The sequence below is a fragment of the Saccharothrix sp. NRRL B-16348 genome (genome assembly GCF_001280085.1).
Classification (GTDB): domain Bacteria; phylum Actinomycetota; class Actinomycetes; order Mycobacteriales; family Pseudonocardiaceae; genus Actinosynnema.
In genome coordinates this window covers 1-14,174 of record NZ_LGED01000219.1, presented here as the reverse complement: position 1 = coordinate 14,174, position 14,174 = coordinate 1, and the positions used below count along the sequence as shown (strand labels likewise).

The window sequence follows — 14,174 nt, the reverse complement described above, 5'->3', positions numbered from 1 at the left end:
GGCGCCGACGCGCCGGGGGCCCGCACCGCGGAACCTAGAGCTTGACGGGGTAGTGCGGCTCCGGGACGACCGGTCGGATCCGGCCCTCCACGAAGATCCCGTGCCAGATCATGAACACCAGCAGCGCCCAGATCCGCCTGCTGTTGTCCGCGACGCCCGACCGGTGCTCCTCGATGACCCGCAGCACCGCGCCCTTGTCGATGTACTGGTCGGTCTGCGACTGGCGCACGGTCTCCACCGCCCAGTCGTGCATCTCGTCCTTCAGCCAGTGCCGGATCGGCACCGGGAAGCCCAGCTTGCGCCGGTTGAGCACGTGCGCGGGCACGATGTCGCGGATCGCCCGGCGCAACGCGTGCTTGGTCGTCTCCTTGGTGAGCTTCAGCTCCGACGGCACCTGCGACGCGATCCGGAACACCTCGGGGTCCAGGAACGGCACCCGCAGCTCGAGCGAGTTCGCCATCGTCATCTTGTCGGCCTTGACCAGGATGTCGCCGCGCAACCACGTGAACAGGTCCACGTGCTGCATCCGCGTCACCGGGTCCCAACCCTCGGACTCCCGGTACACGTGCGCCGTCACGTCCTTGTGCGACACGCTCGGGTCGTACGTGCGCAGCACCTGCTGGATCTGGTCGTCCATGAAGATCCGCGCGTTGCCGTAGTAGCGCTCCTCCAACGTGAGCGCGCCACGCCGCAGCAGGTCCTTGCCGCGCACGCCCTGCGGGATCTTCGTCGACACCTTGCCCATGGCCTTGCGCAGCGCGCCCGGCACCTTCTCGAACGGCGCCAGCGACAGCGGCTCGCGGTAGATCGTGTAGCCGCCGAACAGCTCGTCCGCGCCCTCGCCCGACAGCACGACCTTCACGTGCTCGCGCGCCTCGCGGGCGATGAACCACAGCGGCACCAGCGCCGGGTCGGCCACCGGGTCGTCCAGGTACCACGTGATCAGCGGCAGGGCGTCCATCATCTCCTGCGCCGTCACCGCCCGGACCACGTGCTTCACGCCGATCGCGGCGGCCGACTCGGCGGCCACGTCGATCTCCGAGTAGCCCTGCCGCTCGAACCCCGTGGTGAACGTGATCAGGTCCGGGTTGTGCTCCTTGGCCAGCGCCGCGACCACGGTCGAGTCGATGCCGCCGGACAGGAACGAGCCGACCGTCACGTCCGCGCGCATGTGCTTGGCCACCGAGTCGCGCAACGCCTCGGTGATCTCGTCGTACAGCCGGTTCTCGTCCGCGTCGCCGCGCACCGCGCGCGGCCGGAACGTGGCCGGGAAGTACCGCTCGACCACCGGCTTGCCGCCCGGCGTGAGCGTGAACGACGTGCCCGACTCGATGCGGTGGATCCCGCTCTGCAGCGACTCCGGCTCCGGCACGTACTGCAGGATCAGGTAGTGCTGGAGCGCCTTCTCGTCGACCTTCGGCGTGATGCCGATCGTCGGCGCCAGCTCCAGCACCGACTTCTTCTCGCTGGAGAACGCCACACCGCCCGGACCGGCCGCGTAGTACAGCGGCTTGATGCCGAACGGGTCGCGCGCGCCGAACACCACCCGGCGCGCCTTGTCCCAGATCAGGAAGGCGAACATGCCGCGCAGCCTGGCCACGGCGGCCGGGCCCCAGTAGTGGTAGGCGGCCACGATCGTCTCGGTGTCGCCGTCGGTGGCGAACACGGCCCCGAACTGCTTGGTCAGCTCGGCGCGCAGCTCCACGTAGTTGTAGATCTCGCCGTTGAACAGGATCGCGTACCGACCCTGCTGGTCGTGCGGACCCCAGTGCAGGGGTTGGTGCGAGTGCTCGATGTCGATGATGGACAGGCGGTTGAAGCCGAAGACGACCTCACCGCCCTGCCAGGTGCCGCTCTCGTCGGGGCCGCGGTGCCGCTGGCAGCGCAGTGCCCCAGCCACCGCCGAGCGCGCCCGCTGGGCCTCGTTCTCGCCAGGGCAAACCAGTCCTACCAGGCCGCACACGCCGTAAACACCCTTCGTGTCGTGTGGAGAAGACTCCAGTATGCCGGGGGGCCGGTGTGTGACCGAAACTGCACTCCAAGGGGGCAGCCCCCGACGGGTGACGCGCCATGCGCTGAGCTACGCTCCCGCATGATCCGGCATGGGTGCATCCACACCCCTGCCTGCGAGCTTTTTGACGTTGAGGGCGACTGAGGAGGCGGCGAGCAGTGGGCCTGAAGGAGGGCACCAGGGCAGCCCGGCTGGCGAAGGTCGGCGGGCTGGTCGGCCTGGTCGGCGTCGGGGCCACGGGTTGCTCCACGGAAGAGGTGCTGCGCTTCGGCTGGCCGGTGGCCGTGACGCCGCAGGCCGAGGCGATGCGCGAGCTGTGGACCTGGTCGGTCGTCGCGGCTCTCGCGGTCGGCGTGATCGTGTGGGGCCTGATCCTCTGGTCGGTCGCGTTCCACCGCAAGAAGAGCGAGGAGCTGCCCCGCCAGGTCGCCTACAACCTGCCGCTGGAGCTCGTGCTGCTGGTCGTGCCGACGATCATCGTCGCGGTGTTGTTCTACTTCACCGCGGTGACGCAGAACTACGTCACGGACAAGTCCAAGACGCCCGACGTCACGGTCGACGTGATCGCGTTCCAGTGGAACTGGGAGTTCCAGTACCCCCAGTACAAGACGGAGACCGCGGACCTGCCGGTGAGCACCGTCGGCACGTCCGGCGAGATCCCGCTCCTGGTGGTGCCGCAGGGCAAGTCGATCCGGTTCAACCTGCGGTCGACCGACGTCATCCACTCGTTCTACGTGCCTGAGTTCCACTTCAAGCGGGACGTCTTCCCCGAGCCGGAGAAGAACAACCAGGACAACGCGTTCCAGATCGACCAGATCGACCGGACCGGGTCGTTCGTGGGTCGCTGCGCCGAGCTGTGCGGCGTCTACCACGCCGTGATGAACTTCGAGGTCAGGGCGCTGGAGTCGGCCGACTTCGACCGGTACATCGAGCTGCGGCAGCAGACCAACGACGACACCGGGCAGCCGTACACCGCCGCCGAGGCGCTGACCGAGCTGAACTGCGGTGAGTTGTGCACGCCGCACGCCGTGACGACCAAGCCCTTCGACACCGACCGGACTGTCCGCGAGGCGTCCGACGGTGGGAAGTAGGAGGACGCTGCGATGAAGGTCGAAGCCCGCATTTTTGACTTGGTGATGGCGTTCTCGTTCCTGATGGCCGTCGTGTACGGCTACTGGACGTGGGCGGACACCGGTTTCGTCGAGCCGACGGGCACGGTGGCGCTCGCGCTGACCGGCGGCCTGGCGCTGATCGTCGGCACGTACTTCCGGTTCGTCGCCCGGCGCATCGAGGTGCGGCCGGAGGACAACGCGGACGCCGAGGTCAGCGACGGCGCCGGTGAGCTGGGCTTCTTCAGCCCGGGCAGCTACTGGCCCATCGGCCTCGCGGCGGCCGCCGCGACGGCGGGCCTGGCGCTCGCGTTCTGGCACATCTGGCTGCTGGTGATCGCCGTGGTGCTGGTGCTGATCGCCGTCGGCGGCCTGGTGTTCGAGTACCACACCGGTCCGAGCCACGACTGAGTTCGGGATCGACGAAGGGGCCCACCTCGCGAAGTGGGCCCCTTCGTCGTCTTCCGGCGTCGCCGCGGTCAGGCCGCGGCGTTCGAGCTCTGGTAGCTGTCCACGTACTCCTGTTCGGACAGTTCCAGGATGCGGTAGACGATCTCGTCGGTGACCGAGCGCAGCACCGGCAGCGACTCGTGCATGCCCGCGTAGCGGTCGAAGCGCAGCGGCTCGCCGAACCGGACCGTGATCGGGCGGACGCGGGGCAGCCTGCGGTCCACCGGCTGCACCTCGTCGGTGCCGATGAGCCCGACCGGGACGACCGGCGCGCCGGACTCCAGCGCCATCCGCGCCACCCCGGTGCGACCGCGGTGCAGGCGGCCGTCCAGCGAGCGCGTGCCCTCGGGGTAGATGGCGAACGCGCCACCGCCGTCCAGGATGTCCTTGGCGGTGTCCAGCGACGCCCTGGCGGCCCGGCCGAGGCCCCGGCGCACGGGCACGTGGCCGAGGGAGCCGAAGAAGTAGCGCGACAGCGCGCCCTTGACGCCCTTGCCCTCGAAGTACTCGGCCTTGGCGAGGAACGAGACGCGCCGCGGCACCACCATCGGGATGACGATGCTGTCGATGAACGACAAGTGGTTCGGCGCGAGGATCACCGGACCGTCGGCGGGCACGTTCTCCAGCCCTTCGACCGTCGGCCGGTAGACCAGCCGCGCCGTGGGCGCCACCACTCGTTTCATCACCGTGTAGAGCATGTGGACAGCATGACTGCCCCTGGTTGCGCGGCGGTGAAAAGGTGGCCGCAATCTCTGGCGCGGCCGGCTCGTGCGGGGGCGCGGTCGTTCACGCCGGGTGTTCGGCGCACAGGCAGCCGACGCCCTTCCCGATCCACTCGCGACCGTCCCACCCGGGGTGCCGCTCGACCATCAGCGCCTCGACCTCCGCGACGATCGCCTCCTCGCCCATCGCCGAGTCACGGCGTGCCCACGTCTCGTCGCGCAGCAGCCGGAGGTAGTCGCGGACGTCGGCGAGCAGCCGCGCGTCGCCGACCTCGCCGTGCCCGGGCACGACGGTGCGCGCACCAGTCCCGGCGAGGCGTTCCACGACGGCCAGCCAGCGGGTGCCCGAGACGTCGGTGTCGTGCGGCGGGAACCACGGGAAGATCGCGAACTGGCCCGCTTCCACCAGGTCGCCGGTGAACAGCACGTCCGCGTCCGGCACCCGGACGACCTGGTCGCCGCGGCTGTGCGCCCGACCGGTGGCGCGCAGCTCCACCACCCGGCCACCGAGGTCCAGGGTGTGCTCGCGGTCGTAGACGACGTCGGGCCGCACGAGTTCGACACCGACGAGCCGCCGCGCGACGGACTCGCCCAGACCCCGGAACATCTCCAGGTAACCGGGGCCCTTGCGCTCGAGGTCGTCGGCCTGGTCGCGGTTGAGCAGGAAGGTCGCCTCGCCCGCGAAGACCTGCGCGCCGAACGCGTGCTCGGGGTGGAAGTGGGTCGTGGTGAGGTACAGCCTGCGCCCGCGGGCGTGCTCGACCGCGAGCTCCAGCACGGCCTCGGCGTTGCGGACGCCCAACCCCGTCTCCACCACGAGCACGGAGTGCGAGCCGCCGATGACGCCGATGTTGGGCACGAGCGGCACGCCCCGGTCCGGGACGACCAGCAGGTCACGGGCGAGTTCACGGGCGTCGGAGACGTGCACGGCGGGATCGGGCAGCACGGTCGGTTCGGTCATGCCACCAGTCCACTCCGGACCGTGCGGAGGCGTCCAAGCCCGATGCCGCAACGCCGATACCGTGCCGGTATCTTCGCTGGTGATGGACCTCCGCGAGCTGCGCTACTTCGTCGCCGTCGCCGAAGAACTCCACTTCGGGCGGGCCGCCGCACGGCTGCACATGACCCAGCCGCCGCTCAGCCGCGCCATCAAGCAGCTCGAAACCGACCTCGGGCACGTGCTGCTGCACCGCTCACCGGCCGGGGTGGCCCTCACCCCGGCGGGCGCGTCGCTCTACGACGAGGCGCGCACCCTGCTGGCGCAGGCCGACCAGGTCCGCACCAGGGTGGCCGCCGCGGCGGGCACGGCGAGCATCACGATCGGCACCCTCGCCGACAGCGCCGAGCAGGCGGGCACCCGGCTGGCCGCCGCCTACCGCGCGCACCACCCCGGGGTGCACGTCCGGATCCGCGAGGCCGACTTCACCGACCCGACCACGGGGCTGCGCGCCGGCTTGGTCGACGTGGCCCTCACCAGGGCGCCGTTCGACGACAAGGGCATCGTCACGCACGTGCTGCGCAGCGACCCGGTCGGCGTGGTCCTGCGCGTGGACGACCCGCTGGCCGGTCGCGAGAGCGTGCACTCGGACGAGTTGGCCGACCGGCGGTGGTTCCGGCTGCCGGAGGGCACGGACCCGGTCTGGCAGGCGTACTGGAGCGGCGGGCGGCACCGGGACGGACCGGTCGTGCGGACCGCGCACGAGTGCCTGCAAGCCGTGCTGTGGAACGGCACGGTGGGGTTGGCGCCGCTGGGCCACGCGCTGCCCGACGGGCTCACCGCCGTGCCACTGGTCGACCTGCCGCCGAGCCCTCTCGTGGTGGCCTGGGTCGGCGCCGACCCGGGCCCGCTCGTCCGTTCGTTCGCCCGGATCGCCGCGGCCGTCTACGGCTCCCGGGTGTCGCGCCAGGACCGTTGACGACGGCTCGAACGCCCGGCGTTCAACGGCAGCCGTCGGACGTTCCCAGCCTCGACGGGACCCGCCGAGGGGGTCACCCGTCCGCGAGCGCCCCTGGCCTCGACGGACCGTCGAAATCAGCCGTCCGCGAGAGCCGTCTTCAGCTCCGACGACCGCGCCGCCCACCGCCGCAGCAGGTCCGCCGCCGCGCCGGAGTCGATCGCCTCCGCGGCCCGGCCCATCGCGCCCGCGATGTCCGCGTGCAGGTCGCCCGAGAGCCCGTTGTACGTGGCGATCGCGCCGGCCGCGTTGAGCAGCACCGCGTCCCGCACCGCGCCCGGCTTCCCGGCCAGCAGGTCGCGCACGACCTCGGCGTTCACCGAGGCGTCGCCGCCCTTGAGGTCGTCGGCCAACGCCGGCGCGATGCCCAGCGCGGACGGGTCGATCCGGTCGGTCCGCACCTCGCCGCCGTCGGCCACCCACACCGACGTCGTGGTGGTCGTGGTGATCTCGTCCATCCCGTCGTCACCGCGCACGACCAGCATCGTGTTGCCGCGCCGGGCGAACACGCCCGCGATCAGCGGCGCGAACGCCACCCGGGCGCACCCCACCAGACCGACCTTCGGCTGCGCCGGGTTGGTCAGCGGGCCGAGCAGGTTGAACGACGTCGGGATGCCGATCTCGCGCCGCGGCGCGCCCGCGTGCCGGAAACCGGGGTGGAACACCGGCGCGAAGCAGAACCCGATGCCCAGCTCCTCCACCGTCTGCTGCACGCCGAGCGGCGGCAGGTCGATGGCCACGCCGAGCGCTTCGAGCACGTCCGCCGTGCCGCACTTGGACGACGCCGCGCGGTTGCCGTGCTTCACCACCGGCACGCCTGCGCCGGCCGTGACGATCGCCGCCATGGTCGAGATGTTCACCGACCCGGAGCTGTCACCGCCCGTGCCGACGATGTCCGCCGCGCGCACGTCGACGGTGAACCGCCGGGCGTGCCGCAGCATCATCGTGGCGATGCCGTCGACCTCTTCCGGCGTCTCGCCCTTCGCCCGCAGCGCCACCGCGAACGCGGCGATCTGCGCGGGCGTCGCGGCGCCGGACATCACTTGGTCCATCGCCCACGCCGTGTCGTCCTGGGACAGGTCGACGCGGTCCACGAGCTGGTTCAGCAGTAACGGCCAGGTGCGCTCCACGGCGACATCAGCCCCGGACGACGGGCAGGGCCGTGGAGCGCAGCACCTCGGCCACGGTCTCGGCGGCGGCCAGCGGGTCGAGCGGGTGCACCAGCACCGCGTCCGCCTGCGACCACGTCGCCAGCCACCGGTCGTCCTTGCGGCGCACCGCGACCACGATCGGCGGGCAGTCGGTGATCTCGTTCTTCAGCTGCCGGGACAGGCCCATGCCACCGGTCGGCTGCGCCTCGCCGTCCAGGATCGCCAGGTCGACGCCGCCGTTGTCCATCTCGTACAGGACGTCGGCGATCGTGCCCACCTCGACGTACTCGACGCGGCCCAGGTCGGGCGCGGGACGGCGGCCCACCGCAGTGATGATCGTCTCACGCACCTCGGGGCGGTGGCTGAACACCAGGATCCTGGTCGTCTGCGTGCTCATCGGCGCGATCCTCCGGCGGGTCGGGGTGCCAGGTGACCCAGATGTTATCCGGCTAACGGTGCGTGACTTGCAGTGCGTCCCACCCGATCCAGTCGCCGCCGAGCCGCTGGGCCAGGCTCGCCATCCGGGCCCGCTCCTGCGCGCAGCGCAACGCGTCCAGCCGCTGCACCCGCACCGCGTGCCAGCGATCTTCGTGCCGGAGTTCCCAGCCGTCCGGCGCGAGCAGCTCACGCGCGCGTTCTACCTGGTCAGGCGGCAGCTCCAGGTGGTGCCGGAGCACCGCGGGCTCGTCCGCGCGCCACCGCGGCGACCTGGCCAGCGCCGCCGAGTCGGCCTCCGCGACGTCGAACGCCTCCACCACCACGGCCAGCCCGGGTGAATCGATCTCCAGTGCGGGTACACCCTGCCGCGCGCGTCGATCACGCAACCGGCTCAACAACCCCATGACCGTCCTCACCGTCTGTGTGACCCAGATGACCTGCGCACGTGCCCCGGACCCGATGGGCGGGACGAAAACCTGCAAGCAATAATGCGTCGTGTGACAACGGCAGCGCCCTCAATCGGCCAGCGCGTGCACTCGCTGAACCGCCCGAACATGGTCAGCGTCGGCACGATCGTCTGGCTGTCCAGTGAGCTCATGTTCTTCGCCGGGCTCTTCGCCATGTTCTTCACGGTGAAGGCCCAGAACGAAGGGCACTGGCCACCAGCACCGACCCACCTGAACGTGCCTTACGCACTGTTCTTCACGATCATCCTGGTGGCGTCCTCGTTCACGTGCCAGTGGGGCGTGTTCGCCGCCGAGCGGGGTGACGTGTTCGGTCTGCGCCGCTGGTACATCGTGACGCTGATCATGGGCGCGATCTTCGTCGCCGGCCAGGCCGGTGAGTACGTCACCCTCGTCAGCGAGGGCACGACGATCCCGGCCTCGGCCTACGGCACCGTCTTCTACCTGACGACCGGCTTCCACGGCCTGCACGTGATCGGTGGCCTGATCGCGTTCGGCTACCTGCTGGTCCGCACGAAGCTGAGCAAGTTCACGCCCGCGCAGGCGACCTCCGCGATCGTCGTGTCGTACTACTGGCACTTCGTCGACGTCGTCTGGATCGGCTTGTTCGCCATCATCTACATCGTGCCCTGACCAGCTCGAACCCCGAACTCACACCAGCAAGGGTTGCCGCACACATGACCACCAACACCACACGGGCCCGGAAGCGCGGCACGAAGCTGCGCAGGCGGATCTCGGGCCTGCTCGCGCTGGGCTTCGCGCTGCTGGCCGCGGGCTTCCTGTTCAGCGCCCTCGCGCCGCAGCCGCAGACCGCGCAGGCGCAGGACGACCCGGCGCAGGTGCGACTGGGCGAGCAGCTCTACAACAACACCTGCATCACCTGCCACGGCAAGAACCTCGACGGCGTCGAGGACCGCGGCCCCAGCCTGATCGGCGTGGGCGAGGCGGCCGTGTACTTCCAGGTGTCCTCCGGCCGCATGCCGATGGCCCGCCAGGAGGCGCAGGCGCAGCGCAAGCCCGCCAAGTTCACGCCGGAGGAGGTGGACGCCATCGGCGCGTTCATCCAGACCCGCGGCGGCGGCCCGACGACCCCCGAGGAGCGCGGCGAGGCGCTGCGCGGCGAGGACCCGGCCCGCGGCGGCGAGCTGTTCCGGCTCAACTGCTCGGCGTGCCACAACTTCACCGGCCGCGGCGGGGCGCTGTCGTCCGGCAAGTTCGCGCCCGAGCTCGACGGCGTGTCCGAAGAGCAGCTGTACACCGCGATGCTCACGGGCCCGCAGAACATGCCGAAGTTCTCCGACCGGCAGCTCACGCCGGAGGAGAAGGAAGACATCATCGCTTACATCAAGTCGGTGACCGACGGGAACAACAACCCCGGCGGCGCCCCCCTCGGCGGCCTAGGGCCGGTATCGGAGGGTCTGATCGCGTTCATCGTGGGTATCGCCGCACTCATCGGCGTGACCCTCTGGATCGGAGCCAAGGCATGAGCGGCGTGAAGCCGAACGAGCTGCCCAGCGAGGCGGAGCTCGCCGAGATGAACCGGGACGAGCTGGTCAAGCTCGGCGCCGGGCTGGACGGCGTCGAGATCGTCCACTACGAGGACCGCTGGCCGGTCAAGGGCACGCGCGCGGAGAAGCGCGCCGAGCGACTGGTGGCCCTCTGGTTCACCATCGCCGCGCTCGCCGGCATCGCGTTCCTCGTGGCGTTCATCTGGTGGCCGTGGAAGTACGAGGCTCCGCACACGAACGACCACATCCTGTACAGCCTCTACACGCCGGTCATCGGCTTCACGCTCGGCCTGTCGATCCTCGGCCTGGGCGTCGGCGCGCTGCTCTACACGAAGAAGTTCATCCCCGAGGAGCTGTCCGTCCAGCAGCGCCACGAGGGCGGGTCGCCCGAGGTGGACAAGGCCACGATCGTGGCCCAGCTGGCCGACGCCGGCGAGCGCTCCACGATCGGCCGCCGGTCGCTCATCAAGCGGACCGCGGGCCTCGGCGCCGGCGTGTTCGGCCTGGGCGTGCTGGCCGTGCCGCTCGGCGGTCTGATCAAGAACCCGTGGGCGGACAGCGACTCGAAGGACTCGCTCTGGCACACCGCGTGGAAGCCCGAGAACGGCGAGAAGGTCTACCTGCGCCGGCACACGGGCAACTTCCACGAGGTCGCGCTGGTGCGTCCGGAAGACCTCGAGGCCGGCGGTTTCGAAACGGTGTTCCCGTTCCGCGAGTCGGAGCGTGACGACGAAGAAGCCCTGGTCCACGCGTTGAAGCGGGCCGACAGCCCGGTCATGCTCATCCGCCTGCGCCCCGGCCAGGCCGTGACCAAGCGCGCCGGCCAGGAGGACTTCAACTACGGCGACTTCTACGCGTACTCGAAGATCTGCACCCACCTCGGGTGCCCCACTTCGCTGTACGAGCAGCAGACCGGCTTGCTCCTGTGCCCCTGCCACCAGTCGCAGTTCGACGTCTTCCACTACGCCAAGCCCCGGTTCGGTCCGGCGACCCGTGCCCTGCCGCAGCTTCCGATCACGGTTGACGAGGACGGATACTTGATTGCCCGCAGCGACTTCATCGAGGCTGTGGGTCCGGCGTTCTGGGAGCGTAAGTCATGAGTGGCATCACCACGCCGACAAAGCGGCAGGGCGCGGGCGCCCGCGTGGCGGGTGGCGCCGCCAAGTGGGCCGATGACCGGTTCCACATGGCTTCCGGCATGCGGAAGCAGCTGAACAAGGTCTTCCCGACGCACTGGTCGTTCCTGCTCGGCGAGATCGCGCTGTACAGCTTCATCGTCCTGCTGCTGTCGGGCACCTACCTGGCGCTGTTCTTCGACCCCTCCATGGAGGAGGTCGTCTACAACGGCAGCTTCGTGAACCTCCAGGGCATCGAGATGTCCCGGGCGTTCGAGTCGACCCTGCACATCTCGTTCGAGGTGCGCGGCGGCCTGTTCGTGCGCCAGGTCCACCACTGGGCCGCGCTGCTGTTCATGGGCGCGATCGTCGTGCACATGTTCCGGATCTTCTTCACCGGCGCGTTCCGGCGCCCGCGTGAGATCAACTGGGTCATCGGCATCGTGCTGTTCATGCTGGGCGCGATCGAGGGCTTCCTCGGCTACTCGCTGCCCGACGACCTGCTGTCCGGCACCGGCCTGCGGGTGATGGCGGCGCTGCTGATCTCGTTCCCGGTGGTCGGCACGTGGATCAACTGGCTGGCGTTCGGCGGCGAGTTCCCCGGCACGGAGATCATCCCGCGGCTCTACACGCTGCACATCCTGGTCATCCCGGGCATCATCCTGGCGCTGATCGCGGTGCACCTCGGCGTGGTCTGGTACCAGAAGCACACGCAGTTCCCGGGCGTGGGCCGCAAGGAGACCAACGTCGTCGGCGTGCGCATCATGCCGGTGTTCGCGGCCAAGGGCGGCGGGTTCTTCGCCGTGGTCGTGGCCGTCACGGCGATCATGGGCGGCATCTTCCAGATCAACCCGATCTGGAACTTCGGCCCGTACAACGCGGCGCAGGTGTCGGCGGGCGTGCAGCCCGACTGGTACATGGGCTGGACCGACGGCCTGATCCGCCTGTGGCCCGCGTGGGAGCTGTACCTGGGCAACTACACGGTGCCCGCGCCGTTCCTGCCGTTCCTCCTGGGCCTGCCGCTGCTGACCGGTCTCGCGGCGGTGTACCCGTGGATCGAGCGCAGGATGACCAAGGACTACGCGCACCACAACCTGCTGCAGCGCCCGCGCGACGTGCCGGTCCGGACGTCGCTCGGCGCCATGGCGATCTCGTACTTCATGGTGCTGCTGCTCTCGGGCGGCAACGACATCATCGCGATGAAGTTCGACATCTCGCTGAACGCGATGACGTGGATGGGCCGCATCGGCATGCTCCTCGTCCCGCCGCTGGCGTACTTCATCACCTACCGCATCTGCATCGGCTTGCAGCGCGCGGACCGCGAGGTGCTGGAGCACGGCGTCGAGACGGGCATCATCAAGCGCCTGCCGCACGGCGAGTTCATTGAGGTCCACCAGCCGCTGGGCCCGGTGGACGACCACGGCCACCCGCTGCCGCTGGCCTACCAGGGCGCGTCCGTGCCGAAGAAGATGAACAAGCTGGGCTCGGCCGGGCACCCGGTGCCGGGCAGCTTCCTGACCCCGGACCCGCCGGAGGAGTCCGCCGCGGTGGCCCGTGCGCGGGCCGAGCGCGGCGTCGCGGCGGACGCCCTGACCGCCGAGAACAAGGCGGCGGGCGAACTGGCCGGGAAGCCGTCCCAGCCGGAGGACTGAGCGTTCGTTCGTGTGAAAGGCCCCGCACCCGTGCTGGTGCGGGGCCTTTCGCGTGCCCACGTGCCCGTGACGCTGAGCACAGTGCGTAGTCGACCTGTCACAGATCCCGGCCCTTCCACTGTCTCTCGCGTAGACACGTCGAACAGACGGGAGCGCGATCATGAACGTTTACGAGGCGGTCACGAGCCGACGGGCAGTGCGCGGGTTCACCGACCGACCCGTCCCGGCGGAGGCGCTGGAGCGCGTGCTGTCCGCCGCGGCCTGGGCGCCGTCCGGGTCGAACCTCCAGCCGTGGCGCAGCTACGTGGTCACCGGCGGGCCGCTGGCCGAGCTGAAGGCACGGGCCGCCAAGCGCGTCGCCGCGGGCGACGCCTGGGACGAGCGGGAGTACGAGATGTACCCGCCCGTGCTGAAGTCCCCGTACCGCGAGCGCCGCGCCGCGTTCGGCGAGCAGCGCTACGGCGCCCTCGGCATCCCGCGTGACGACATCGAGGCCCGCCAGCGAGCCGCCGCCGAGAACTGGGACTGCTTCGGCGCGCCCGCCGCCCTGTTCTGCTACATCGACCGGGACCTCGGCCCGGCCCAGTGGTCCGACCTCGGCATGTACTTGCAGACCGTCATGCTGCTGCTGCGCGCGGAAGGGCTGCACAGTTGTGCTCAGATGGCGTGGTCGGTGTACCGCAAGACCGTCGCGGACGTCCTGTCGCCCCCGGACGACCTGATCCTCTTCTGCGGCATGTCGATCGGGTACGAGGACTCCTCGGTGCGGCACCCCCGCACCGGACGCGCGCCACTCGCCGAGACGGTCACGTTCGTCGGGGGTCCGGTCTGACGCCGTCGTCGCGGGGGTGGGGATCTTGGTGGGGATCGTGATCGGCGGGCTATCGTCCCGCTGTGCCCGGTTCCCGACCCCTGCTCTTTCTCGACGTGGACGGTCCGTTGATCCCGTTCGGTGCCGCCCGGTACCCGACCTTTGGGACGTCGGCCGTCGACAACCCGTTGCTGACCAGGGTCGATCCGGCGCACGGGCCGCGGTTGGCCGCGCTGCCGTGCGAGGTGGTCTGGGCGACGACGTGGATGACGGAGGCGAACGACGCGGTCGCGCCTCGGCTCGGTCTGCCGGAGCTCGCCGTGGTGGTGTGGCCTGAGCCGTCGGAGGCCGATGAGCGGGACGAGCGCGCCGGGCTGCACTGGAAGACCCGTGCCTTGGTCGACTGGGCGGCGGGGCGTTCGTTCGCGTGGGTGGACGACGAGCTCACGGACGTTGACCGGGCATGGGTGGCCGTGCACCACCCGGGTCATGCTCTGCTTCATCGGGTCGATGCTCGGGTTGGGTTGACGGAGGCTGATTTCGTGGCGCTGGAGGAGTGGTTGCTGGTTGTTTTGCGGCGTGCCTAGGTGGGGTCGAATGGTTGACCATCAAAAGATTAAAAGCTTAAAAGCATGTCCTCGCCGGACGGGCAGATCAGCAGGATGACCCCAACTGCCCGGTCATGCATCCGGGTCCGTCGTTGGTGCGGGTTTCGTGTCATCCCACCGACCTCCCTCCGGGCTACCACACGTATCAAGGGGGCAGCCATCAGAAGCACTGGTCAGGCA

At 70.0% G+C, this 14,174-nt stretch carries 15 protein-coding genes; 9 read left to right on the top strand and 6 right to left on the bottom strand.

Annotation, left to right across the window (positions count from 1 at the left end):
• Nucleotides 1–34: 34 nt before the first annotated feature.
• On the bottom strand, nt 35–1,963 hold the full coding sequence (asnB, locus tag ADK67_RS30385) for an asparagine synthase (glutamine-hydrolyzing) (RefSeq protein WP_053719977.1): 1,929 nt from the start codon (nt 1,961–1,963) through the stop codon (nt 35–37).
• 206 nt (nt 1,964–2,169) lie between these two features.
• On the opposite strand from asnB, the gene ctaC reads away from it, so the two are divergent.
• Both ctaC and ADK67_RS30375 read left to right on the top strand, forming a co-directional pair.
• A complete protein-coding gene (gene ctaC, locus ADK67_RS30380) occupies nt 2,170–3,102 on the top strand; it encodes an aa3-type cytochrome oxidase subunit II (RefSeq protein ID WP_053719976.1) in 933 nt (310 codons plus the stop codon).
• A 12-nt stretch (nt 3,103–3,114) separates the two neighbouring features.
• Complete coding sequence (locus ADK67_RS30375) at nt 3,115–3,531, top strand: cytochrome c oxidase subunit 4 (protein ID WP_053719975.1); 417 nt, start codon at nt 3,115–3,117, stop codon at nt 3,529–3,531.
• Between the two features lie 68 nt (nt 3,532–3,599).
• Here the strand turns inward: ADK67_RS30375 and ADK67_RS30370 are convergent, their stop codons facing one another.
• Nucleotides 3,600–4,268: a lysophospholipid acyltransferase family protein gene (locus tag ADK67_RS30370; protein WP_053719974.1), complete on the bottom strand. Its 669-nt coding sequence runs from the start codon at nt 4,266–4,268 to the stop codon at nt 3,600–3,602.
• Nucleotides 4,269–4,356: 88 nt separating this feature from the next.
• Entirely contained in the window at nt 4,357–5,253 is an 897-nt protein-coding gene (locus ADK67_RS30365; protein ID WP_053719973.1) for an MBL fold metallo-hydrolase, read from the bottom strand.
• 82 nt (nt 5,254–5,335) lie between these two features.
• On the opposite strand from ADK67_RS30365, the gene ADK67_RS30360 reads away from it, so the two are divergent.
• Entirely contained in the window at nt 5,336–6,208 is an 873-nt protein-coding gene (locus ADK67_RS30360; RefSeq protein ID WP_053719972.1) for a LysR family transcriptional regulator, read from the top strand.
• 116 nt (nt 6,209–6,324) lie between these two features.
• Here ADK67_RS30360 and trpD read toward each other — a convergent pair whose 3' ends face one another.
• The 3 genes from trpD to ADK67_RS30345 are packed head-to-tail and all read right to left on the bottom strand — an operon-like array spanning nt 6,325 to nt 8,240.
• A complete protein-coding gene (trpD, locus tag ADK67_RS30355; protein ID WP_053719971.1) occupies nt 6,325–7,377 on the bottom strand; it encodes an anthranilate phosphoribosyltransferase in 1,053 nt (350 codons plus the stop codon).
• A gap of 7 nt (nt 7,378–7,384) precedes the next feature.
• A complete protein-coding gene (locus ADK67_RS30350) occupies nt 7,385–7,795 on the bottom strand; it encodes a hypothetical protein (RefSeq protein ID WP_053719970.1) in 411 nt (136 codons plus the stop codon).
• Between the two features lie 52 nt (nt 7,796–7,847).
• On the bottom strand, nt 7,848–8,240 hold the full coding sequence (locus tag ADK67_RS30345; RefSeq protein WP_053719969.1) for a hypothetical protein: 393 nt from the start codon (nt 8,238–8,240) through the stop codon (nt 7,848–7,850).
• 84 nt (nt 8,241–8,324) lie between these two features.
• Between ADK67_RS30345 and ctaE the strand changes: the two genes are divergently transcribed.
• From ctaE to ADK67_RS30315, 6 genes are all read left to right on the top strand, one after another.
• Complete coding sequence (gene ctaE, locus ADK67_RS30340) at nt 8,325–8,933, top strand: aa3-type cytochrome oxidase subunit III (protein ID WP_082404045.1); 609 nt, start codon at nt 8,325–8,327, stop codon at nt 8,931–8,933.
• Between the two features lie 44 nt (nt 8,934–8,977).
• Nucleotides 8,978–9,787, top strand: coding sequence for a cytochrome bc1 complex diheme cytochrome c subunit (qcrC, locus tag ADK67_RS30335; RefSeq protein ID WP_053719967.1), 810 nt, complete (start codon nt 8,978–8,980; stop codon nt 9,785–9,787).
• Nucleotides 9,784–10,908: a cytochrome bc1 complex Rieske iron-sulfur subunit gene (qcrA, locus tag ADK67_RS30330; RefSeq protein WP_053719966.1), complete on the top strand. Its 1,125-nt coding sequence runs from the start codon at nt 9,784–9,786 to the stop codon at nt 10,906–10,908. The genes qcrC and qcrA overlap by 4 nt, the downstream gene beginning before the upstream one ends.
• Entirely contained in the window at nt 10,905–12,575 is a 1,671-nt protein-coding gene (gene qcrB, locus ADK67_RS30325; RefSeq protein WP_053719965.1) for a cytochrome bc1 complex cytochrome b subunit, read from the top strand. Before qcrA ends, qcrB begins: the two co-directional genes overlap by 4 nt.
• A 160-nt stretch (nt 12,576–12,735) precedes the next feature.
• Nucleotides 12,736–13,407 (top strand): nitroreductase, encoded by a 672-nt coding sequence (locus tag ADK67_RS30320; RefSeq protein ID WP_053719964.1) that lies wholly within the window; start codon nt 12,736–12,738, stop codon nt 13,405–13,407.
• Nucleotides 13,408–13,469: 62 nt separating this feature from the next.
• Nucleotides 13,470–13,973: an HAD domain-containing protein gene (locus ADK67_RS30315; RefSeq protein WP_053719963.1), complete on the top strand. Its 504-nt coding sequence runs from the start codon at nt 13,470–13,472 to the stop codon at nt 13,971–13,973.
• The last annotated feature ends 201 nt before the right edge of the window (nt 13,974–14,174 follow it).